Below are 22,182 nucleotides of genomic sequence, written 5' to 3'. Positions count from 1 at the left end.
TAATATAACCATTTAATGCAACTAATTAATGATATCACTTATTATAACTAATCTATCTTTCCCACTCTTCACGCAAAATAGCAAACCACAACTCATCTACCCACTCACCCTTAAACCACAAACTCTTGACAAAATGCCCTTCCCGTCGCATTCCTAAACGTTCCAGGAGTTGAATAGATGCAATATTTTCCGAGTCGCAATTTGCGCGGACACGATGCAATTTATATTCTGTAAATAAATATGCCAATAAACAGGTTACTGCTTCTGTCGCATAACCTTTTCCTTGATGTTGACGTGACAGGGTAAAACCAATTTCCGCCTGTTGTCCATCTTCAGCTAAGATGCAAAAAGCACAATCTCCAATTATTTCATCTGTGGTTTTGAGTGCAATTCCTAATTGATACCATTCACCTAAAGTCCCCGGTTTTGTCTGTTGCAGATATTCGATAAATTCTCTGGCCGCTGTTTCTGGGTAAGGGATATCCCAACTTTGATATTTAGCAACTTCAGGATCATTGCGATAAGCAATAAAAGCGTTTATATCCCCATATTTAAAGGTACGCAGCAGCAATCTTGGTGTTTCTAAGTTGATGGGAATTAGTAACATATTTTAGAAACGGGGGCAAGAATTTACTGTCAATTTACCATTGGTTAGGTCGGGATGGTTGAATATGGTTCGTCATAAAATTGGGAACAATTTAAAACTCGTTATGTTTATTCACTATTGTATAAGTTGAAGCGCAAGACAGCCTAACCCATACTTTCATTCATTGCTATTGCAGGGGAAAAGTCAATATGTGAAAGTTCTGTGCTGTCCTTACTGAAATCTTCAGTATTATTACGGTATTGATTCATTGGTTACTATAAAATTTTTCTATTTATTCCTAGTGATAATCACGTATTTATACTGTGTCCATTTTAGGTTGATTTCAGCATACTAGAACAGATACACAAAAAGTAACAATAACTAAAATGATGCGTGTTTATACTATAGCAGAGGTTAAGGTGGTTAGGACATCAATTGATAATGAAACTCCCACTACAAAAGGGGTTTGTGCCTGACTCCTGCTCTATTACGTAAATTTCTATCTCATCATTTCAGGACTTACGCAAAACAGAACGGAAGTAGGGGTAATTCATGTAGCTTGCTTCCCGAAGGGTATTACCCCTACGCAAGAATCAGGTTTTGAGTTCAATCTTGCGTAAGTCCTACATTTAATAAAATACTAATTTTTTACCGCAGTTAGAAAACTGCAATGACTAAAATTCATCCCCTTTCACCTAAACAAAGTTTGACATTAATGGGCAGTAATATCAAATATTTAAATTCTTATATTAAGGAGGTTAATAATGTCTACATCTGGTAATTTAGCAGATTTTTCCTTGCCAGAACTGCTGCAATTTTTAGATCGAGGGAAAAAGACTGGATTACTTTACATTGAATTTGAACATGGAAGAACTATAAAAAGTAACCCTGAATCTTACTATATTTGGCTGTACAAAGGTCGTGTGATCGCGGCTTCTGAACGTTCAGATCAACAGGGTTTGATGCGAATGATTACTAAACGCGGTTGGCTCAATAACAGTGAACTTTCTGAGGTAACTAAAACTTCTCCATGTTTTATTGACGCACCAATGGGGTTATGCCTAAAATCTCAGGGATTATTGCAACCAGAACAGCTACAATTGCTATTTAATAGCCAAGTGCTGCGACCGATATCTGCATTATTTCAAGTTAGCGATGGTGTTTTTAAATTTGATCCAATACCATTTTTGCCGTTAGGGGAAATGACTGGTTTGAGTATGCCTGGAATTGAGGTGATATTAAATTGTCTGCGATCGCTCAAAGACTGGAAAGCTTTTGAAGATAAGCTCCCAGATCCCAAATCAGGATTGTCTAGTTTGATCCATAAACAACCACAGATGCTGCTCAATGCCCAAGAATCTCAAGTGTGGAAATTTGTTGACTCACAGGTTTGTTTGGAGGAGATTGCCAATCAACTGAACATGAGTGTAAAAACTGTCCAGAAAATTGCCTTTCGACTAATTGTAATTGGTTTGACGAAAGAAAATTTTATGGTTGTTTCTAGTCCATCCAGTGACTCGAAGTTTACTCCTGTACCCAACTTTATACAAGCAGTACCTGACATGGTTCAAAAACCAGCTATTAGTCAATCATTCCTCAAAAATCTAGTCGGTTTTCTGCGGCTTAAAGCGTCATAATTATCACTCTGAAAGATTGGTTTGATCAGCGAGGAGGGGACTGTGATGTACCTCATGTGATTAGGAAACGCTATAAGCTTCTGTAATACAATTTGTGTATAATACTACCACATCTCCCTCCTGCCCTCTGCCTCCAGCCTTCTTTGTCAGGTGTGCGAAACACCTTGATTTAGAAAGGTTGTGGGTTTGAGCTATTAACTCAAGCTGAAATTTTTGCTTTCGCTAATATAGAAAAATAGATTATTGGCATGATCTGAATTGCCATAACTTTTCCTTTGAAAACCCAGTCTCTAATCCCTAATCCTTAGTCAAGAGTCCCTTTTAATTCACCTTTCACCCCAAAACCTGGGGTTTTGTTGTCTCAACTCAACCGCTTATGAAGCTACGCTCATATATGCTTTTAGGTTTGTGTCTCAGTCTGATTCTGAGTGTTTTGCCATTTTCTGGCAATGTCACCAACGCTGTAACACCAGCAGCTACACCCCCTGCGGAAATCTCCTTTACCCAAGGGGTACAAAAAACGGTATTAGAAAATGGTTTAACGGTGCTAACCAAAGAAGTGCATACTGCACCTGTGGTAAGTGTGCAGGTTTGGTATAAAGTTGGTTCTCGCAATGAGGGAAAAGGAGAAAATGGTATTTCTCACCAACTTGAACATTTAATGTTTAAAGGTACTTCTGACCGTCCGGTGCAATTTGGTCGGTTATTTAGTGCTTTGGGTAGTCAGTTTAATGCTTTTACTAGTTTTGATGAAACGGCTTATTTTGGTACGGTGCAGCGAGATAAGTTAGAAGCACTGTTGACTCTGGAAAGCGATCGCATGAAAAATGCTTTAATAGGCTCAGAGCAACTCACTAGTGAAAAGCGTGTAGTCATTTCTGAATTGCAAGGGTATGAAAACTCACCAGAATATCGTTTAGATCGGGCAGTCAGAAAAGCTGCTTTCCCTAACCGTGCTTATGGTTTAACTGTGGGAGGTACAAAAGCAGATGTAGAGAAATTCACGGTTGAGCAGGTGCGGAATTATTACCAAAATTACTACAGTCCTGATAATGCAACTTTAGTAGTTACTGGTGATTTTGCCACAGAACCGACACTGAAAGCTATCAAAGCAACTTTTGGTCAACTGTCAAAAGGAAAAAAGACTAATGTTAAAGCTTCTCCTGCTGTAACTGCTGTTAGTGCTGCTGAAAAAACCCCAATAGTTCTTAAACAACCAGGAAGTGCAGCACTATTGCAAGCTGTCTATCCTTTACCCGATATTAAGCATCCCGATGTACCAGCAATTGATGTCATGGATGCTATCCTCACAGGTGGACGTACTTCTCGGCTGTATCAAGCTGTGGTAGAATCGGGACTTGCTAGTTCAGTTAGTGGTAGTGCTGCGGAACTGATAGAACCTGGTTGGTATGAGATTAGCGCCACTGCTGCACCGGGTCAGGAAGTAAGAAAAATCGCGGATGTAATTCAGAAATGTTTGACAAAATTGCAACAAGAAGCAGTAACATCGGCAGAATTAAACCGAGCGAAAACACAACTGCAGGCTAGTTTCATTTTGAATAATCAGGATATCAGCAGTCAAGCTAGTCAATTGGCCTATAACCAAATTATTGCTGGAGATTATCATTATATTGAAAAGTATTTGCGTGCGATCGCTCAAGTTACCCCCGAAGATGTGCAGCGAGTCGCTAAAAAATACCTCGACCCCGCAAAACAAACAATTGGCTTTTTTGAACCAACTTTAGCAGATGGTCAAGCTGGAACTTCTAACGGTGGTTCTGGTCGCACTGTCGAAAACTTTAGTCCTGGTCAACCTGTAGACCCCGCAGAATTAGCTAAATATCTACCACCGACAACATCAGCTACTAATTCCACTCAACAATCTCTACCGCAACAGTTTACCTTAGCTAATGGCTTGAAGGTTCTGCTATTACCAGACCGCAGCGTTCCCACTATTAACATCAGTGGACAAATTAACGCTGGTAGTGTGTTTGATGGCAATCAAAAAGCGGGTTTAGCAGTTTTGACTGCTACCAACTTAATGAATGGTACTCAAACTCAAGATGCTCTGACTTTGGCACAATCTTTAGAAGATAGAGGTGCTGGTTTGGAGTTTCGTGCTACTCGTGAAGGTGTGAGTATTTCTGGTCAAGGATTATCTGCGAATTTACCCATATTAGTTGAAACTATAGCAGATGTGGTGCAGAATGCCAACTTCCCCCCTGAGCAGTTAGAACTTAGTCGTCAACGAGAATTAACCAGTCTCAAAGTCCAGCTAGATGACCCTAGAACCCTGGGAAGACGGGTATTTCAGCAAGCAATTTACCCAGAAAATCATCCTTTCCACAGTTTCCCCACGGTCGAGAGTTTACAAAGTATTAATCGTGCAGATGTGGTAAGTTTCTATCACACATACTATCGACCGGATACTACAACGCTGACTTTAGTAGGTGATTTTGAACCAATGCAGGTTAAATCCTTGCTAAATCAGGCTTTTAGTAAATGGCAAGCTCAGGGAAAACCCCCTATTCTCAACCTAAAAACTGTAAATATCCCGTCAGATTTGAAACAAATCAATACCGTAATTCCTGGTAAAGCTGAGGCTGTCACTTACCTTGGTTACAATGCGATCGCTCGCACAGACCCGCGTTATTATGCTGCACTGGTGCTAAATCAGATTTTGGGTGGTGATACCTTATCTAGTCGGTTGGGTACGGAAGTGCGCGATCGCTTGGGTTTGACCTATGGTATTTACAGTGGTTTTGCTGCGGGAATTAATCCTGGCCCTTTCTTGATTTCCATGCAGACAGCACCTGGTGATGCACAAAAAGCGATCGCTAGTACCATCGCTTTACTCAAACAATTACGTACCCAAGGTATAACGGAAGCAGAATTGAACACCGCCAAACGTTCAATTACCAACAGTTATCCCGTAGATTTAGCTAATCCTAGCGAAGTCGCCAGCATCATTTTAAACAATGCTGTTTCCGGATTATCGACCGCAGAAATCCGCGAATTTCCCCAGCGTATTCAAGCAATCACCATGACTCAAGTGCAGAAAGTAATTGCAGAGTTAATCAAACCAGAAAATCTGGTCATTGTTACTGCTGGTCCGGGAAACAGTAAAACCAATGGTAAGTAACTTGGCACAATTAAATATAAAACCTCTCTCCAAACCTCTCCCCTACCAGGAGAGAGGCTTTGACTCCCCCTTCCCTAGCAGGGAAGGGGGTTGGGGGGTTAGGTTTATATTATATTTTTTAACGCCCACTTACTTAGTTAACCGTACTACTTAAGTGTAAACCGCTAGTAATACAGTACAGCTAATCCGACAAATATTGGGTGGGGGATTGAAACCCACCAATTTTTTTATTCTCCCATACTCAGTTAAAGGAACGGGTTCAGCTTCAAAATTTCGGTATTTTTTCCTTAGCTGTATTGTTGTCGAACCGTCTGAGACAAACAATGAGAATAGTAAAAATTAAGTAGTTTTTAGGGATTCATTTGCTAATTATTTAAGTACATATACGAAAATATTTTCTTAGGAAATTGCTGTAACGCTCCTGAAAAACTTGTGTTATTTTTTAATTACTTGATTAATAAATTGCATTTATAGACATAATCACAAATATGAAAATAGTGCCAGATAAAAAAATATTGAATGTTAATCCTATCTTTGAAGAACTTTTCTCCCAAATCTCACCAGAAATAGCATCCACTTTTACAAAAGAGCAAATCGCAGCCATAAAACAAGGGGTTCAACGACGTGAGTGGTATGAGCATTCTCTAGATTTGAGAATATCTGTTCCTATTCCCCTACTAAGTTTTTATTTGGTGTTATTGGTAGGTGAAGAACGTCGTTCAAAACAACGGTTACAATACGAAAAAAGCTTATATCCTTTTTGGACTTTTGGTAATATTTTATTTTTAATCTTATTCTTTTTTATGATTGTGAGTGGTAGTATCTCCACACTATTTTTATTCAAATCTCTAATTCCTACCAAAACCCACTCTGTTTTCCCTACCTCAATCCCTTGGATAAATACTCAACAGGAGTGCGAGAAATTAACTAGAACCTGGAATAATAATAAGTGCTGGGATAATGAACATAGTTCTACCTTTTAAAGCAAATTCATAGTCAAAAAACAGGATCAAAAATAAAATGTTTAATAAACATTCAAAACCTACACATCCAAATAATTATCAAAAAGACCCTTTTGTACAAAAAATTTTAGCTGGTATTCCTGCTCAAACAGCCGCAACTTTTACTGATGCTCAATTATCAGAGTTAAAAAGGGTATTTATAGAGCGCGTTAGTAATTCATCTGCGGTAGATATGAGGCTTTCTATCCCATTTTTTAAACGTAAATTTTATCTAGTATTATTAATGGGTAAAGAAAAACGTTCACAACAACGTTTAAAAAATTCAGAATTCAAAATTCTCAATGGCTTTTCAGGTACAATGTACACTTTAGCTATAATTAGTTTTATACTCAGCAGTCTCTACATCATAGAAAGAGAATTAAGAATAAATTCTTTTCCTTATAACCAAATTGAAAAAGTTAGAGAGTCTTTAAAAGAGAATCCTAAAATTTAGGATACAGCCGATTTCTTTTAAGAAGTCGGAAGTCCGGGTATGACGTTTCTCAAAGTTGAGAGACTTATCCAGCGGGTTGTACTCCTGACTCCTGTAATGGTTTAGCACTCCTAAACCCTTACTGACTCTTGCATTCTGCTGTGTTTATATTTCTGCAAAATTAACCAATAGTATTTTAATATACGATTTTTAACCTATTGTTCAATATTTCTCTATCCAATGGAGGAATAAAGATACAGACAATAAATACTAAATAATTAAATATTCCGATCACCTGACGAACTTTAATACAATATTCCCTCGTTGATATCTGACAGCGGGGGCTTTTTTTTGCAAATTATACCAACAGATAGTTTTCAAGAAAAATTGATCTATCTTAGGGAGGACTTGATAAATAGCTAATAATTATTAAATATTAATTAGCCCGATTACCCTACCGGACTTTAGCTCCAAACCTCCTCTTGTTATTAACCGTTCAAGAGGGGGCTTTATTAAATCAGTTATCAGTTATCAGTTGTGAATTTAAACTTTTGATTTAAGGATTACAATAGTTACATAGTCCAGGTTCAGCAAATCGTTTACCATCAGGATATAAAATTTTTTCTTGGAAATTACATTTTCGACATTGATAATTTACTGCCATAATCAAGAGAGTAGGTTGATGGCAAATTTCACAGGGTAAACCTGTTAGTTTTTCAGATATACTAAACCCTGGTGTAGAACATTGAGGACAACAGCTATTAATTTTATTTAGTAAATCTTGGGTAGCTTTTTCAATATTCTTCATCCGCTTAGGATTATAAAGCGCCCGCATATCTGTTTCTATATGCAAATTACCATCTTGTGCATTATTTAAGGCGAAATTCACAGATTCTTGTAATTTTTCTTTTGTAGTTATACCTTTAATAACTTCCGGATTATTATTATTTGAGTTCTCAAACCAAATCACTAAGCCATGTTCAGGAAAGCCAACTTTGAGGGCAAATGCTTCTACTGCTTGCAGATTATTGACAACTTGATGATTAAAGTTTGTTTCTGTTGAAAATACCTCACCAATAATTTCTAATTCATTTTCTTGATCTAAAAAAACAATAATTTCTCTGTTAGCATAAATATAAGGAAAACTGGGATGAGGTGCAAAACTACCTTCACTGGCAATAGCTATAGTTTCTCCTGTGATCTCAAGTGCTTTCTCAGCTTTTAATTTAGCAGTAGCAATTTGCGTATCTGGGCGTTTTATTTCTCTGGTAAATGTGCCAAAAGTATCGGTGTTAAAGTTTTGAGGAACTATAACTTGTATTCCCAATCCTTGCTGTAATAATGGGGCAATTACTTTTTCTTTATGGTGCATTGTGGCCAGAACAGCTACACGATTATTAAATAACTGCTTTGTCATCTTAATTTTTAACTCCTCAATTCTTCTAGGGTGGGCAAAGCCCACCTTAAAACCTAACTTTGTGCTTGGGGAACTTGATTAACTTGATTCATTTCTGCCAACATCTTCTCTTTATTGCGTCTGCGGATTTTCGCATACATCTGAATACTCACAGCCATGAAAATCACTAAACCAAAAATCAGCCAAGCAGTGATATCTGTAGGTAGATTATTCTTGAAAATAGCCAACATCACAATCACGACTAATAACAAAGTCGGTGCTTCATTTAAAGCTCGTAATTGTTGTCCACTCCACTTACATTCATCTGCGGCTAACTTTTTCATCAACCTACCACAATAATGATGATAGATTAGCAAAATACCCACAAACCCTAATTTAAAATGTAACCAGGTTTCTTTTAATAAATCTGGGTTAGTGGAAAGAATACCAATAGCCATCGCTACCGTTACTATCATTCCTGGGATGGTGATAATATGGTAGAGACGCTTTTCCATAATTTGATACTGGTTTTTCAGTATCGTTTTTGCGGGTTCTGGTTCTTGGTTCGCTTCCACGTGGTAGATAAACAGACGCACAAGGTAGAATAACCCTGCAAACCAAACCACAAAGCCAATAATGTGAAATGCTTTAAACCAGGAATAAGCCATGAATCCTAACCTACCTTAATCAATTTACAGATGATTGCATTTACTCTCATTATTCAGGTTACGGTAATTGTTGACAAGGATACAAATCAGGTTAAAAACTGTGAATTATCGTAACAATAATTTAACGTTTGTACACTACCAAAATCTTGGTTAATTTTGGCTGTTGGGGGTTACTCAGGTTTAATCTATAAGTAGTTCTTAAAATGTTTTCATTTTTACTTCCTTTCACCGTCACTATATAATTAGTTGGTTGAGAAGCATCTTGTTCAAATTTTTCAATCAGCTTATTTTGAATCAGTTCAGCATTTATCAACCTTTTTGGTAACTGCTTATTAGGAATTCCCAGACAGAAAACCCCTGTGGAATCAGGAAATCTGAGCATTCGTAAATAGTATCTTTGATTATTAACTTGAAACATCTTGGTTAACCAAGAATTTCCTCTGTTTTGAGGTGTTATTTTCTGATAAGTCTCTTTTGTTGGATCATGAAATTTGCAATTTCTATCCCTAATTGGTTCACCAGCTATTGTAGGCTTTGAAACTATGGATATAGTGGCGGAACACAAGGTAAAACCTGTTAAAGTAAAAGCAATAAATTTTGACAAATTCATCATAACCAGACTATGACTATGTTCTGAATATATATTAGTAGATTTACAATATAATTGCCAATGCTCATTATTTCTCGTTCCCAGTCTCTGACTGGGAATGCTACTATAGAGGCTCTGCCTCTGATTTAATAGAAGCCAGAGCCTTCTTAAACTCATTCCCATACAGATTATGGGAACGAGGAACGATGTTACTTGTGCTATGCACTAATTCGACTGAGAACGACGCACAAAGGGTAACAGGTCTTGTAAAATTACCTCATGATAATGTTCTTGGGGATAATGTCCCACATTATTGAGTTTGATTATTTCCACATCAGGTACAGATTTCATAAAACTTTCGGCAATATCTACAGATAACCAAGGGTCTATAATTCCCCATTGTAATAAAATCGGTTTCTGCCATGCTTTAAAACCAGTTTCTATTTCTGTCATGGCTTTGTCTAGTTGCAAATTTCTAATTGTTGACAGCAGACCCCTACCAGATGCAGAACTTTTTAAGTACGGTTTGCGATAAATATCTAAATCTTTATCTTCGATGCGGTAACGACATCCACCTTCTAAGGTTCTATCCACTAATAATGGGTCTTGTGTCATGACTTCACCTGCTAATGGTAAACCCATTTGTTGAATTTTCCAAGGTAGTTTAGCAGATGTGGAAATGGGAGTATTTAAAATTGCTATATTGGCGATTTTTTCAGGATGACGTAAGGCATATTGTAAGCCAACTGAACCTAAAAAACCTTGCACAACTAAGGAAAAACGTTTTAGTTCTATTGTTTGAATAAATTCATCTAAAGCTTTGATAAATGCGTCGGGAGTGTAGGCAAAATCTTGTTTTTCGGGTTTACCAGAAAAGCCGTAACCAATCCAATCTGGTGCGATCGCTCTTGTTCCTTGTGCTGCTAAAGCTGGTATAATGTTTCTCCAGCTATAACTTTGGGAAACTATGCCGTGTAGTAATACCACTGGTAATAAGTCACTTTGTCCAATCGGTTCAGCTTCCCGATAAAACCATTCTAATGAATTTACTGTTATTTTATGTTCTTGTATTGCCACTCTATTTTCCTATCCTGAAAATGCAACTTTATATATCCCCGACTTCTCCAAGAAGTCGGGGATCTGGATAATGATCTTTTATCATCCTATAAATGGGTAAGAGAAGTTTCACAAAAAAATCTCGCATTTGCAGAGATAAATCTGTTGACTTCCATCTCCAAACCTGATATAATAGATTTCGATAAGGAAGAACTATCACAAAATATTTGTTGTCAGAATCAGGATGTACAGGATTAAACAAAATATTATCTGTAACCTGTAACCTGTAATCTGTCACCTAACTAATCATATCCCGTACTGCTAAAGCTGTAGCAGGTGCGAGTAAAACACCATTACGATAGTGACCAGTGGCTAAAACAACATTACTAAAACCAGGTAATTTATCAATCACAGGTGCTGGTCTACCTTCAGGACGGGGACGCAAACCAGACCAAGTACGGAGAATTTTCGCCTCAGCTAAATCTGGACAAAAGGCGATCGCTTGTTTTTGCAAAGATGCCAACAACTCTTTCTTTGCAAGAATCTCATCTGCATCATTGGGAAATTCTACCGTAGCCCCCACCCAATAGTCACCACTACCCATAGGCACAAGATGAACATCATTACCAGTAATCACCGGTTGAAACTCAGGATTTCCTAAAACCCGTCCTAAACTTAAATATAAAGCCTGTCCTAAAACTGGACGAATATTTACCTTTTGATTTAATTGTCTAGTCAGTAATGTTGAACCCAAACCAGCAGCAACAATAAACCAATCTGCGCTAACTGTACCCTCTGAAGTTTCAATAGATTTAAGTTGTTCAGTAACAGTCGGCATGATCTGTACTATTTCCGAAGATGGCGCTTGATGATTGCGTACAGCCACACCAAACTTAAATTTTACACCATTGCGTTGAGCCGCATCCACCAAAGCTAAAGTTAAAGCCGTGGGGTTAAGTTGACGGTCTTGAGGAGAATAAACAGCACCAATAACAGTGGGATCATCAATTTGTGGACAGAACTTTTGCAGTTTCTCCTTGTCCCAAACAGCTAACTGCCAACCTTGAGATTTACGAACTTCCCGCAATTGTTCCCATTCTGTCATCACTTCCACACCACTTTCTAAAGGGTGTTCTAAGTCCTCCGACAACAGCATGACAATACCCTGACGGTTACAAGGGATTTTGCGCCCTGTGATGCTTTCCAGTTCAGGAATTAAAGTTTCATAGCGTTTAATACTTTCTTCGCGCATCTGCCAAGCTTTACCCTTGGTTTTATGGCTAATTACGCCCATCAAAACACCGAGAGCAGCAGCTGTTGAGCCTTGTGCGGGTTGGTTTTTGTCGTAAACAGTGATATTTAAACCTTTAACTTGGCTGAGTTGATATGCGATCGCCGCCCCAACTACACCACAACCGATAATTACTATATTCATAACTTTTGTAAACAGTGATGGGTGAAGAGTAAAGAGTTTCCCCTTCACCCTATCACCCCATTACCCTAGCGTTTTGTGACTCATGACTCAGAGTAGAATGAGGGGACTAGGGACTGGGTACTGGGTACTGGGTACTGGGTACTGGGTACTGGGGACTAGGGACTGGGTACTAGGAGAAATCTTCTCCCCTGCGCCCCTGCTCCCTGCTCCCTGTCACCTGTCACCTATCAACTCTCACTTTGTTCTGGAATCAGTTGTAGGAACTTGTCAACATCTGCAAAAACTTCTTTGTAGTTGCTTAAAGCTAGACTAGTGTTGCCAGAAGCAGCAGCTTGGTCAATTTTCACCAGGTGAGTCAATAAATCCTTTGTAATCTGTCTGGCTTTGGATTGGTCTTGGGGTAGTAGGTTAGGAATGACATAAGTCATATTTAGCCTAGCTTCCGCCATCGGTCCATGAATAAAATTACCAACCTTAATCCACTCACCGCTTTGAATCAGGGTTTTCAGTTCTTGAGAGCGATCGCGCACCACCTGAATATCAGGAACATATTCCTGAATTTTCACCAGTTGAGTCGGTGTGTAAGTTGGAGGTGCAGTAGCGATACTAGGACTGCCACAGCTGATCAGGAATGTAGTCAATAGTACGAGAATCAGTGACAAAATAGAGCGTTGACGCACCATAAAGGGAAATTAAATTACTGTTTGTTTACCGATTTACAGTGCCATTTTAGATCGCTACTGTAATTTATCGTTCCTGTCAGTCAAAGTTTTTGCAGAAAATTCTTGAAATTTAGGATTTAGGTAAAAATTCTCTCAAACTCCTCTATGTCTTCTGTGGTTAGTTTTGACGTTGCTTGTGCGTAAGTCCTAAAATTTACCAAAAATTCTCGCCCACCCAGCCAAAAGGCAGAATTTCTATTATTTTGGGAGACTTTTTAAGTATAATTACTCAGGTAAATGTGAGGAAATCCTAATTCACAGTTGCTAAATTTCCAATCTTCTTGATAAGCTGAAACACTAATAAGATAAGCCTTCTGGCGGTTTTTCTGTTTTCACATCCCCCACAGGCAAATGCAATATTAGGAGAGTTTTGACGTGAATGCAGCTGAACAGGCAACAAACCTTGAACTGGCCAGCAAAATTGCTACAGTAGTTAATCTGTTCAAATTAGAGTTTCCTGATGCCAAATCGGATCTTAAACCTTGGCATAATGACCCAGAAACCAGGGAACTAGTAGATCCTGATTCCATAGACATCGGTTTTCACTTTCCGGGAATCAGCAAATCTTGGCGCAGTCGCAGTATTTTGATTCAAATCCGTTTTTATCAAGATCCTATCAATAAATCTCGGCGAGCTATTGGTATTGAAGTATCAGGATTTGACCATCGTGGCCAAGCATGGCGACTTTCAACCGTAGACCAATGGAGTTTTGTTGGTGAGTCCCTACCTTCCCCTGCTGTTGGCGAAAAACTCAAACAGATTTGCCAACAAATTTTAGAAGTTTTTAACCTAAGTTCTTCTTTATAGCAGCAATTCATAATTCATAATTCATAATTCAGGGGTCAGATGAAAACTGACAACTGACAGCGTTACCTGATAACAGAAATATCTAAAATTTTCTGCCATAAATAAATTCTGCAAGTCGAATTAATCAGCGTATAAACATTCCCCAGGTGTTATCTACCGTCAACACCACACTGAGGAAATATATGCGCTTTCCCCCATCTGGTAAACAAGGCAACCTTTCTGCTTTATTTGCTGTCAAATGTGTCAGCTTTACGTTTTTTTTTGGAACTTTAATATTTTGTGGATTTTATACAGGTTCTTTCATGATTTCTTATGTTACATCCAGCTTAAACACTATTCACCCTACCTTAATTCCTGGTATTAAAGACCAAGAAAAATGCCAGTCAACAGGTAGAGTTTGGCGTAATGATAAATGTTGGAATTATCAACATAATCCCACATTTTGATATTTATATGGGTAAGCATTCAACCTTTATTTATCCGATGAATGCTTACATTTTTGGTTCTTTGGTACATATTATCCAAAATCTAGGCAAAAAAATCTCAAAAATTTTAATCTGTATAAGATATGAGGCAGAATTTTTAACATTATTGCCAAATATTGCCTCTTGCCCCTGTTCCCTGTTACCGACTGGTAATTTAGCATAACAAGTAACATAGAGCCACATTTTTACCAAGAAGACATGAAATTCCAACCCTCTTTTTCTAGATTATTATTTTCTGGATCTTCTGTGGTATTTAAATTTTCATGCAAATTTCCATCTTCTTGAATCAAATTATTATATTCACCTGAATCATACCATTTTAATAATTCTCCAGTTCGCATGACTATCCAAGATAGTCTAGGTTCTGAATAGCTTAATATTTTTGTTACCTTATCCAAACTATCCAAGTTATTGGATGCAAACTCACGGGACTGAATCACAAAATCTTCAATTACATTATCAGTTAAATATTCTTCAGGTAAACCAGCTAGTTTCATCAGTGAACTTGTAGCAATATTAATATCTTGACAAGCTAACAAACCCGCACGATCCGCAGTTAATTTAGCCATCATCACCCAATTATACAAACCTAATTCAATTCCACCTGCAACTAAACCACCAATTCCCAAGGTGGTACTACTCAATAGATTTTTTACAGTCGGCATCACAATGGCCATTTGATGATATATCATGTGTTGGCTCTTAATTCGAGCTACTTCATATCCAAAAATATAAAGCAATTCTTCCTCATTCAGCCATTCCATTGCTTCTAAATTCACAGCAACTATGGGTTTTTCTACCCCCACGACATAAGTTTGAATATAACCAGTACCGCGAAACAGATACAATTCAGGCAGAGGAGAAACGTCAAGAGTTTCGCAAGTTTCTAGCAATGCTTGATATAATTTAGGAAAATTACGATTTGTCACTCTGATTTCACTACCAAGACTTTGTAATCTCAGTAGACGATCAATACCATATTCGTTAATTTTTTTGAGTATTGGTGATATACCCGGCATTTTTTGTAAAGAAGCTAAAGCTTGCCGGTCAAAAGGGTGTTCGTAGACTGTTGAATTCAGCCCAGTTAAAATTTTTCTGGTGATCATTTGTGCAAGTTTCGGCAAGTGAGGTTGTTTCTATTATTTTCTAATACAACGTCACCTTTTTTCAATGCAGCTAATAAAGACGTTCCCAGGGAACGTCTTTAGCTTAAATATTTGCCTGCTGTCGCTGATACAGTGACCAGTACAACCCCTTTTGTTGCAATAAACCTGCGTGTGTCCCCCGTTCAGCAATGATACCTTTTTCCATGACTAATATTAAATCTGCCCGTTTTAAAGGTGCAAACCGATGGGCAATTAAAAACACGGTACGGTTAGCAGAAACTTTTTGCAAGTTTTGTAATACTTGCTGTTCAGTTTCACTATCTAAGGCGCTGGTTGCTTCATCTAAAATCAAAATTGGTGCAGAAGAAAGAAATAACCTTGCTAAAGCAATTCTTTGTCTTTGTCCACCAGATAAAGCTGTACCTCTTTCACCAACATTGTTTTCGTAACCATAAGGTAATTGACTGATAAAATCGTGTGCTACCGCTAATCTGGCAGCTTCTACAACTTGTTCAGCTGTAATATCTGGATTTCCTAAACTTATGTTTTCCAAGATAGAACCGTTAAATAAAAAGTCTTCTTGGAGAACTACGCCAATTTGTTGTCTTAAAGATGCTAGATCACAACTTTTGAGATCAAAGCCATCAATCAAAATGCGTCCTGATTCTATTTGATAAAGGCGTTGTAAAAGTTTAGAAAGTGTGCTTTTTCCAGAACCACTACGTCCCACAATTCCTACAAATTGCCCTGGTTGGACATCAAAGGAAATTCCTTTTAATACAGGTTCTGTATTGGCACTATAGCGGAAGAAAACTTGATCAAAATTAACTTCACCTTTGAGGTGTGGTAATACTAAACCTGTTCCCGCTTCTGCTTCTGGTGCAGCATTGAGAATATCACCAATACGATCTACTGATAATAGTACCTGTTGGAGACTTTGCCACAACTGTACTAATCGCAGTAAGGGTCCTGTGACTCGCCCTGATAACATTTGGAAAGCAATTAATTGACCTACGGTAAGTTGATGGTCAATGACTAATTTTGCACCGACCCAAAGTATTAGCAAAGTCGAAAAATTAGTGAGAAAATCACCAATATTACTGCTAATATTTGAGGTTGTCGAAGCTTTAAAACCTGTGCGAATAAACCGAGCAAATAAACCTTCCCAGCGTTCCCTGGCTACTGGTTCGGCAGCATGGGCTTTAACAGAATGAATACCCGTAACAGTCTCGACTAAAAATGATTGACTGTCAGCACTGCGGTTAAAGGTTTCGTTTAACCAATTTCTTAAAATTGGTGTAGCGACAATTGTTAAAGTCGCAAATAATGGTAATACTGCTAAGGCTACAAATGTGAGGGGAATGTTGTAATAAAACATCAATCCCAGATACACCACTGCAAAAATACTATCGAGAATTACTGTTAAAGCTGTACCTGTGAGAAATTGGCGAATTTGTTCTAATTCCTGTACTCTAGCAACTGTATCTCCCACTCTCCTAGACTCAAAATAAGCCAAAGGTAAACGCATTAAATGGCGGAAAAGTTGGGCTGATAAACTCAAATCTAAACGTCGTGCTGTGTGGGTAAAAATAAATAGCCGCAGCATACCCAGGATAGATTCAAATATAGCGACTAACAACAGTGCGATCGCCATGACATCGAGAGTAGCTAAACTCTCCTGCACCATCACTTTATCAATGATCACTTGGGTAATTAATGGTGAAGCTAAACCCAACAATTGCAAAGTGAAAGAAGCCAGCAATACCTCACCTAACAATTTCCGATATTTCCAAACTGCGGGAGTGAACCAAGCCAGATTAAATTTTTCTTGTTGGGAAATTAATTCAGCTTGCCATAATTTACCATCCCAGCAAGATTCTACTACCGATTGGGTTAAATATTCACATTCAACATGAAGAGGATTGGCAATAATTAAACAATTACCTTTCATCCCATAAGCTACAACCCAACTGCTAATAGATTCAGATTTCCACATTAATAAAGCTGGAAATGATAACTGTCGCAACTCACCCCAATTTACTTGCAACTTCCGCAGAACTAACCCTAACTTTTCCGCCGTTTCTATCACATTTTTTGGGCGTTGTCCCCGGAGTTGACGTTGCACCCATTCCAGTTGCACAGCATTGTTTAAATATTGCGCCACCATCGTTAAACAAGCAGCCGCAGTATTTCCACTGGCTACAAAAGGATATGAAAGTGACAGGTGAGAGGTGACAGGTGACAGTGAAGATGATAAAGATGATAAAGATGATAAAGATGATGAATTATAATTTTCTTCTTCTTCCATCTTTTCTCTGTCACTTTTTCCTTGTTCCCTGTCCCCTTGTTTTTCACCTTGCAAATTCCAAAATTCATCAATTTGAGGATGACAAAACTTTGCCCATAATGATGAATTCCAACACACAATGACCACTTCTTTACTAGCAGCTACAGCCTTACAATTAGTAAATAATTGTTGTAAATCACCAAACCAAGCTCCGTCTTCTAAGGTGGCTACAGGTTTACTCATTTCATCCCGTAAACGGACTTTACCAGTCACAATAAAAAACTGATATCCTCCTGTTTCGTGTGACCAAATTTTTTCGCCAAGTTGGTATTGACGAACTTCCAATTGATTCTTTAATTCGGTTTGTTCTTCAGGAGTCAACCAGCATAATGGCTGTTGATTCCAAGGGACAGCATCTAGCACATTTACTCTTAAAATTTGATGATTCAGAATATTTAGCTCACTTGTAATTTTACTGTCAGGTCTTGAATTTTCTCCCCTAGCCATTTTTCAAATAACTCATTTTGTAGTGATTGTTTTAGTTGAGTATTTTCTAAAGATGCTGGTAGAATGTTCTCTAATCTAAACAAACTGAAACTTCCTTCTATTTCGATAGGTCCTATCAATTGTCCAGGAGTAGCCGCATCCACAGCCGCACGCAAGATATCCGGTAAACTACCCCGACTAATCGGACCCATCATACCGTTAAAGGTTTTTTCATCTGCCAGTGAATACTCTTTTGCTAGTTGCTCAAAACTACTTCCTTCTTCAATTTGAGTGTGTAGTTCTTCGGCTAGTTCTCTGTTATCAACCAGAATTCGAGAAAGTACCACTCTATCTAAGTAAATCTTCCTTTCAATAAAGTATTCTGGTAGTTTTGGTTCTACAATTACCGCTTTCAGTTTTTCTAGTTTGAAGCTAAAGGTAACTGACTCATAAAATGTAGCATAATCACTACCATTGTTTTTTAACCATGCTTGGAATTGTTCAGGATCTGTGAGTTGGTTTTTTAACCGAAAATCAATAATTGATTGTTCAATTAATCCCGTACTGATATCTATATCGTCTCTGATTTCTAGTTCTTTTTCTAATATGTATTGACGCAGAACATCACTAATAAACTGATTCAGTTTACCAGATACTTGTAAATACTTGACCACTTGAAAAAGGTCGATTTGCTCGTCATTGACTGTAAAGAATGATGAAGATTCCATGAAATAAATATGAGGAAACCACTAAAAATATATACAACTTTTCCATTAAATAATAGATAAAACCGTAGGAAAATACGGTTCATAATGATAAAGATTTTATGAATTAGTAACCTAAAAAATAAATTATTATAAAATTTACCCAAAGCATCTAACTATCAGGTGCAATATTTTACACATTTAATAGGGTTTTTGGTGTGCAATAAACATTAAAAAAACAGCAAATTTGCTGTTAAAAATTTTGAGTTATTAGTAACTATTCAAACAAATATCATTTGCCAAATCAAAGCCAGAATAATGGCTGAAACAGCCCCAATTAGCGTATTTAAGATATTGACGACTTCGTTGGTGAGCCAAGTATATTTAGATTGTAATGTTGCACCAATTACACTTTCTAAATTTGTAGCAATAAATGCTGCAATTACACACCACACAATTCCTAAGATATCTATTAAATTTACACCCCAACCGATAAAAGCGATCGCTACTGAGCCGACAACACCCGCTAAAGTCCCTTCTAAGCTTACCGCCCCTTCTGTACCTCTAGCTACAGGTTGCAGGGTCGTAATCAAAAAAGTACGCTTGCCATAGGCTTTACCCACTTCACTCGCAGTCGTGTCAGATAATTTGGTGCTAAAACTCGCTACATAGCCCAAACATAGCAAGAACTTCCAATCAGGTACAAGCAACACTCCCACAGCACACAAAGCCGCAACTAACGCCGAACCCCAAACATTTTCCGGACCCCTAGCACCAGAACGCTTTTCTGCAATTCCTTCCGCTTCCTTTTGCGCCATCCCAATGCGCGTCACCCCAGAACCGACAATAAAATAAAACACTACCACTAGATATCCTGGCCAGCCTAGTGTTCCCCAAATAATTACACCCAATAACCAAGCATGGAATATTCCCGCAGGGGTGAGCAATTTTTTAGGAATTAAGGCAACTATTCCCAATAAAATCGCGTTTAAACCTGCACCTACTAACCAGGGATTTATGGAATCAAGTAAAGATAACATTGTTAATGAGGTATGAGTATTTTCAGTTTTTTATGATACTCGAATATAAGAATTCAGGAGTCAGGAGTCAGAATTGTTTATCAATCAGTATATTCTCAACGATTGATTTTTGGCGCTTATAACTCCTGACGGCTATAGGTTGAAAACTTGTAAATTAGCATTCTTTCTACCAATTCTAAAAGATAACGACTATTCGCCGCATCTGCATCTATGCGTCGTGCTAATTCTTTGATTTCGACTGATGAAAATTCGTAATGTGCAGCTAGTTGGGGTAGTTTTTCCAGCAGTTCAAATAAAACGTTGGGGATATTTTGTAGGAGGGTGTAAAATATAGTGTCTGTCTTTATTTTTTATCTAACCACTTTATAAAGAAGATTTTTATATAATTAGGACTTACGCAAGATTGAACTCAAAACCTGATTCTTGCGTAGGGGTAATTCATGAATTACCCCTACTTCCGCTCTGTTTTGCGTAAGTCCTGATAATTTTAAAGAGGCTTTACGCAAATTAATTTCCTCCTTTGCGTCTTTGCTCCTCCGCGCCTACCCTGCGGGATCTCCTAACGGAGATTGCGCGAAACTTCCATCAAAATTATCTAACCCACACCTACCATGAACCGAACCATATTCCACCTCGCTTTCCCCGTCACCAATATCCCCCAAACCAAAGCCTTTTACGTTGATGGTTTAGGCTGTATCCCCGGAAGAGAAAGCCCCCATGCTTTAATTCTCAACCTTTATGGACATCAATTAGTGGCACACGTTACCAAGGATAATTTAACACCTCAAAAAGCTATTTATCCCCGACATTTCGGCTTAATTTTCACTCAAGAAACAGACTGGCAGGAATTACTAGAAACCGCAAAAACCAAACAATTAACTTTTAGAGAAGAACCTAAAAGCCGTTTTCTTGGTTCTCCTTTAGAACATCACACTTTCTTTTTAGAAGATCCTTTTTATAACTTAATGGAATTTAAATATTATCGCCATTCAGAGGCAATTTTTGAGAATTCTGAATATACAGAAATTGGTGATAGGTAATTGGTAATTGGTAATTGGGTAAAACCAATAACTAATAACCAGTGACTAATGACTAATTTGTTCATCTAATGCTGCTGCTACAACTTCAAAGGTCTGTTTATCTGTTAACATCCAAGGATGTAGGGCAACAGGCAAAACGACTTCTTTACCAACAGGTATTCTTGAACTTTCCGCAGGTACAATCATCAAATCATAAGGTGTCCAAATAGATGTAAAATTTAACTTATTCAACATTTCTACATCAGAATTTAAGTCATTTAAAAAATCACTATCAGGCTGCATTTGTAAAGCACCCTTTAACCAAGTTAAATATGCAATATTTGTTCCCTGATGTGGTGAAGAAATGGTAATAAATCTCTTTACCTTTTCTATTCCTCCCAATCTTTGAATATAATAACGGCTGACTATTCCCCCCATACTAAAACCTACTATGTCTAATGGTTGTTCTGGTGCAAAGTTAATGTTTACATAATTTGCTACTTGCTGTGCTAATTTGTCTAAAAGCTCAGAACCGTTATTAGGAATTAAATCCAGTGTACACACTATCCTACCTTGCTTTCCCAGGTAACGCGCCATTTTGTTGAAAACTGCGCCTGTATCGTTAATACCGTGTACTAATAAAACAGGATTACGCTTTTTTGTTTTGTTTTCCATAGTAATACTTTTAAAATAAATCTGTGAAAAATTGTCAGTATTCATAAAATCAGATTTTAGTTGATTCTGTAGAAAATATAACCAAGTACCACAGCTATCAACCCAGAGACTATGACAGTTTTTGCAGCTAACCAGTTATTGTTAAATTTTATTAAGGAACATCTCAGAATCTTGCTCCTAGTTACAGTAAAATTTAATAATTAATTCGCAGTCGCTATAGGTTGCTAATGGTTGTAATGAAGTCATAACAATTGGCCTATAGAATGACTACAAGGTGATTAAGTAAAAATCCCTAGAATTATTGCCGGAAACAATTATGGCAACAAAATGTAAGATTATGTTGTAATAATTCATAATTACGGTGATATGGCAAAATATTAAAGACAGGAGAAATTGTCATGTTTGGATTTATCAAAAATTTAATCGGTGGTATTTTCGGTTTCATCACAGGGCTATTTGGTAAGAAAGATAGCTACTACTTGGAACTCAAAGAAGAAACCACTCAAACCACACCAGTAGAAGCTAAACCAGCGACTGCACCAACTCCCAAAGCCGAACCCGTTAAAGCAACTAAAGCAGAACCCGCTCAACCCGCAAAAGCAGCACCCGCTCAACCTGCAAAAGCAGCACCAGTTCAACCAGCAGTAGCAACCGAAACTACATTTGCACCTAAATATCTAGTTCCTTCATCTTCTGGTATTCGTCGTCGTCCAGGTGCGAATATGAGCAGTTATTTAGATATGGCGCGTCAAGCGAAAGTACCTGGATAAATCAATTTTGGATTTTGGATTGACAATTTTGGATTGATTAATTGGTTTAATGCAGAATATCTAGCTCGCAGTGAGGGCTAAAGCCCTGACTACAAACAAAAAATAAGTCCTACATTTAATCCAAAATCCAAAATCTAA

21 protein-coding genes are annotated in these 22,182 nt (G+C 37.8%); 8 read left to right on the top strand and 13 right to left on the bottom strand.

Annotated features, from left to right (window positions below):
• Positions 1 to 52: 52 nt before the first annotated feature.
• Positions 53 to 607: a GNAT family N-acetyltransferase gene (locus H6G06_RS11460; RefSeq protein ID WP_190560150.1), complete on the bottom strand. Its 555-nt coding sequence runs from the start codon at positions 605 to 607 to the stop codon at positions 53 to 55.
• A gap of 743 nt (positions 608 to 1,350) precedes the next feature.
• Between H6G06_RS11460 and H6G06_RS11455 the strand changes: the two genes are divergently transcribed.
• The 4 genes from H6G06_RS11455 to H6G06_RS11440 all read left to right on the top strand — a co-directional run bounded on the left by H6G06_RS11455 (position 1,351) and on the right by H6G06_RS11440 (position 6,820).
• On the top strand, positions 1,351 to 2,223 hold the full coding sequence (locus tag H6G06_RS11455; protein WP_190560148.1) for a DUF4388 domain-containing protein: 873 nt from the start codon (positions 1,351 to 1,353) through the stop codon (positions 2,221 to 2,223).
• Between the two features lie 376 nt (positions 2,224 to 2,599).
• Complete coding sequence (locus H6G06_RS11450) at positions 2,600 to 5,365, top strand: M16 family metallopeptidase (RefSeq protein ID WP_242039665.1); 2,766 nt, start codon at positions 2,600 to 2,602, stop codon at positions 5,363 to 5,365.
• 488 nt (positions 5,366 to 5,853) lie between these two features.
• A complete protein-coding gene (locus tag H6G06_RS11445) occupies positions 5,854 to 6,348 on the top strand; it encodes a hypothetical protein (RefSeq protein WP_190560146.1) in 495 nt (164 codons plus the stop codon).
• Between the two features lie 37 nt (positions 6,349 to 6,385).
• On the top strand, positions 6,386 to 6,820 hold the full coding sequence (locus H6G06_RS11440; protein WP_190560144.1) for a hypothetical protein: 435 nt from the start codon (positions 6,386 to 6,388) through the stop codon (positions 6,818 to 6,820).
• A 535-nt stretch (positions 6,821 to 7,355) separates the two neighbouring features.
• On the opposite strand, the gene H6G06_RS11435 is transcribed toward H6G06_RS11440, so the two are convergent.
• From H6G06_RS11435 to psbQ, 6 genes are all read right to left on the bottom strand, one after another.
• Entirely contained in the window at positions 7,356 to 8,216 is an 861-nt protein-coding gene (locus H6G06_RS11435; protein ID WP_190560143.1) for a DUF6671 family protein, read from the bottom strand.
• 53 nt (positions 8,217 to 8,269) lie between these two features.
• On the bottom strand, positions 8,270 to 8,863 hold the full coding sequence (hemJ, locus tag H6G06_RS11430) for a protoporphyrinogen oxidase HemJ (protein WP_190560141.1): 594 nt from the start codon (positions 8,861 to 8,863) through the stop codon (positions 8,270 to 8,272).
• A gap of 121 nt (positions 8,864 to 8,984) precedes the next feature.
• Positions 8,985 to 9,281, bottom strand: coding sequence for a hypothetical protein (locus H6G06_RS27365; protein ID WP_242039664.1), 297 nt, complete (start codon positions 9,279 to 9,281; stop codon positions 8,985 to 8,987).
• 396 nt (positions 9,282 to 9,677) lie between these two features.
• Entirely contained in the window at positions 9,678 to 10,529 is an 852-nt protein-coding gene (locus tag H6G06_RS11420; RefSeq protein WP_190560137.1) for an alpha/beta fold hydrolase, read from the bottom strand.
• A gap of 277 nt (positions 10,530 to 10,806) precedes the next feature.
• Entirely contained in the window at positions 10,807 to 11,943 is a 1,137-nt protein-coding gene (locus tag H6G06_RS11415; RefSeq protein ID WP_190560135.1) for an NAD(P)/FAD-dependent oxidoreductase, read from the bottom strand.
• A gap of 227 nt (positions 11,944 to 12,170) precedes the next feature.
• Positions 12,171 to 12,626, bottom strand: coding sequence for a photosystem II protein PsbQ (gene psbQ, locus H6G06_RS11410; RefSeq protein WP_190560133.1), 456 nt, complete (start codon positions 12,624 to 12,626; stop codon positions 12,171 to 12,173).
• Positions 12,627 to 13,040: 414 nt separating this feature from the next.
• On the opposite strand from psbQ, the gene H6G06_RS11405 reads away from it, so the two are divergent.
• Together H6G06_RS11405 and H6G06_RS11400 are read left to right on the top strand one after the other, a co-directional pair.
• Entirely contained in the window at positions 13,041 to 13,472 is a 432-nt protein-coding gene (locus tag H6G06_RS11405; RefSeq protein ID WP_190560131.1) for a hypothetical protein, read from the top strand.
• A gap of 182 nt (positions 13,473 to 13,654) precedes the next feature.
• Positions 13,655 to 13,918 (top strand): hypothetical protein, encoded by a 264-nt coding sequence (locus tag H6G06_RS11400; RefSeq protein WP_190560129.1) that lies wholly within the window; start codon positions 13,655 to 13,657, stop codon positions 13,916 to 13,918.
• 224 nt (positions 13,919 to 14,142) lie between these two features.
• Here the strand turns inward: H6G06_RS11400 and H6G06_RS11395 are convergent, their stop codons facing one another.
• The 5 genes from H6G06_RS11395 to H6G06_RS27360 form a co-directional block, all read right to left on the bottom strand.
• Entirely contained in the window at positions 14,143 to 15,060 is a 918-nt protein-coding gene (locus tag H6G06_RS11395) for a M48 family metalloprotease (protein WP_190560423.1), read from the bottom strand.
• Between the two features lie 106 nt (positions 15,061 to 15,166).
• The gene (locus H6G06_RS11390) at positions 15,167 to 17,857 is read right to left on the bottom strand and encodes a type I secretion system permease/ATPase (protein ID WP_190560127.1); all 2,691 of its coding nucleotides are present in this window, start codon (positions 17,855 to 17,857) and stop codon (positions 15,167 to 15,169) included.
• The gene (locus tag H6G06_RS11385) at positions 17,806 to 18,564 is read right to left on the bottom strand and encodes a peptidylprolyl isomerase (RefSeq protein WP_190560125.1); all 759 of its coding nucleotides are present in this window, start codon (positions 18,562 to 18,564) and stop codon (positions 17,806 to 17,808) included. Before H6G06_RS11385 ends, H6G06_RS11390 begins: the two co-directional genes overlap by 52 nt.
• A 257-nt stretch (positions 18,565 to 18,821) precedes the next feature.
• On the bottom strand, positions 18,822 to 19,580 hold the full coding sequence (locus H6G06_RS11380; RefSeq protein WP_190560123.1) for a TIGR00297 family protein: 759 nt from the start codon (positions 19,578 to 19,580) through the stop codon (positions 18,822 to 18,824).
• A 116-nt stretch (positions 19,581 to 19,696) separates the two neighbouring features.
• Entirely contained in the window at positions 19,697 to 19,912 is a 216-nt protein-coding gene (locus tag H6G06_RS27360) for a DUF2887 domain-containing protein (protein ID WP_338422935.1), read from the bottom strand.
• Between the two features lie 279 nt (positions 19,913 to 20,191).
• Here H6G06_RS27360 and H6G06_RS11370 point away from each other — a divergent pair, with 279 nt between their 5' ends.
• On the top strand, positions 20,192 to 20,620 hold the full coding sequence (locus H6G06_RS11370) for a VOC family protein (protein ID WP_190560121.1): 429 nt from the start codon (positions 20,192 to 20,194) through the stop codon (positions 20,618 to 20,620).
• Between the two features lie 45 nt (positions 20,621 to 20,665).
• Here the strand turns inward: H6G06_RS11370 and H6G06_RS11365 are convergent, their stop codons facing one another.
• Positions 20,666 to 21,274, bottom strand: coding sequence for an esterase/lipase family protein (locus H6G06_RS11365; RefSeq protein WP_190560119.1), 609 nt, complete (start codon positions 21,272 to 21,274; stop codon positions 20,666 to 20,668).
• 398 nt (positions 21,275 to 21,672) lie between these two features.
• Between H6G06_RS11365 and H6G06_RS11360 the strand changes: the two genes are divergently transcribed.
• A complete protein-coding gene (locus H6G06_RS11360; RefSeq protein WP_190560117.1) occupies positions 21,673 to 22,044 on the top strand; it encodes a hypothetical protein in 372 nt (123 codons plus the stop codon).
• The last annotated feature ends 138 nt before the right edge of the window (positions 22,045 to 22,182 follow it).

Source organism: Anabaena sphaerica FACHB-251 (genome assembly GCF_014696825.1).
In the GTDB taxonomy this organism is placed as follows: Bacteria; Cyanobacteriota; Cyanobacteriia; order Cyanobacteriales; family Nostocaceae; genus RDYJ01.
This window is presented reverse-complemented; position numbering and strand designations above follow the sequence as displayed.

Coding starts and splice junctions, on each gene's coding strand:
- H6G06_RS11460 (WP_190560150.1), bottom strand. CDS start 607: ATGTTACTAATTCCCATCAACTTAGAAACACCAAGATTGCTGCTGCGT.
- H6G06_RS11455 (WP_190560148.1), top strand. CDS start 1,351: ATGTCTACATCTGGTAATTTAGCAGATTTTTCCTTGCCAGAACTGCTG.
- H6G06_RS11450 (WP_242039665.1), top strand. CDS start 2,600: ATGAAGCTACGCTCATATATGCTTTTAGGTTTGTGTCTCAGTCTGATT.
- H6G06_RS11445 (WP_190560146.1), top strand. CDS start 5,854: ATGAAAATAGTGCCAGATAAAAAAATATTGAATGTTAATCCTATCTTT.
- H6G06_RS11440 (WP_190560144.1), top strand. CDS start 6,386: ATGTTTAATAAACATTCAAAACCTACACATCCAAATAATTATCAAAAA.
- H6G06_RS11435 (WP_190560143.1), bottom strand. CDS start 8,216: ATGACAAAGCAGTTATTTAATAATCGTGTAGCTGTTCTGGCCACAATG.
- hemJ (WP_190560141.1), bottom strand. CDS start 8,863: ATGGCTTATTCCTGGTTTAAAGCATTTCACATTATTGGCTTTGTGGTT.
- H6G06_RS27365 (WP_242039664.1), bottom strand. CDS start 9,281: ATGTTTCAAGTTAATAATCAAAGATACTATTTACGAATGCTCAGATTT.
- H6G06_RS11415 (WP_190560135.1), bottom strand. CDS start 11,943: ATGAATATAGTAATTATCGGTTGTGGTGTAGTTGGGGCGGCGATCGCA.
- psbQ (WP_190560133.1), bottom strand. CDS start 12,626: ATGGTGCGTCAACGCTCTATTTTGTCACTGATTCTCGTACTATTGACT.
- H6G06_RS11400 (WP_190560129.1), top strand. CDS start 13,655: ATGCGCTTTCCCCCATCTGGTAAACAAGGCAACCTTTCTGCTTTATTT.
- H6G06_RS11390 (WP_190560127.1), bottom strand. CDS start 17,857: ATGGCTAGGGGAGAAAATTCAAGACCTGACAGTAAAATTACAAGTGAG.
- H6G06_RS11385 (WP_190560125.1), bottom strand. CDS start 18,564: ATGGAATCTTCATCATTCTTTACAGTCAATGACGAGCAAATCGACCTT.
- H6G06_RS11380 (WP_190560123.1), bottom strand. CDS start 19,580: ATGTTATCTTTACTTGATTCCATAAATCCCTGGTTAGTAGGTGCAGGT.
- H6G06_RS11370 (WP_190560121.1), top strand. CDS start 20,192: ATGAACCGAACCATATTCCACCTCGCTTTCCCCGTCACCAATATCCCC.
- H6G06_RS11365 (WP_190560119.1), bottom strand. CDS start 21,274: ATGGAAAACAAAACAAAAAAGCGTAATCCTGTTTTATTAGTACACGGT.
- H6G06_RS11360 (WP_190560117.1), top strand. CDS start 21,673: ATGTTTGGATTTATCAAAAATTTAATCGGTGGTATTTTCGGTTTCATC.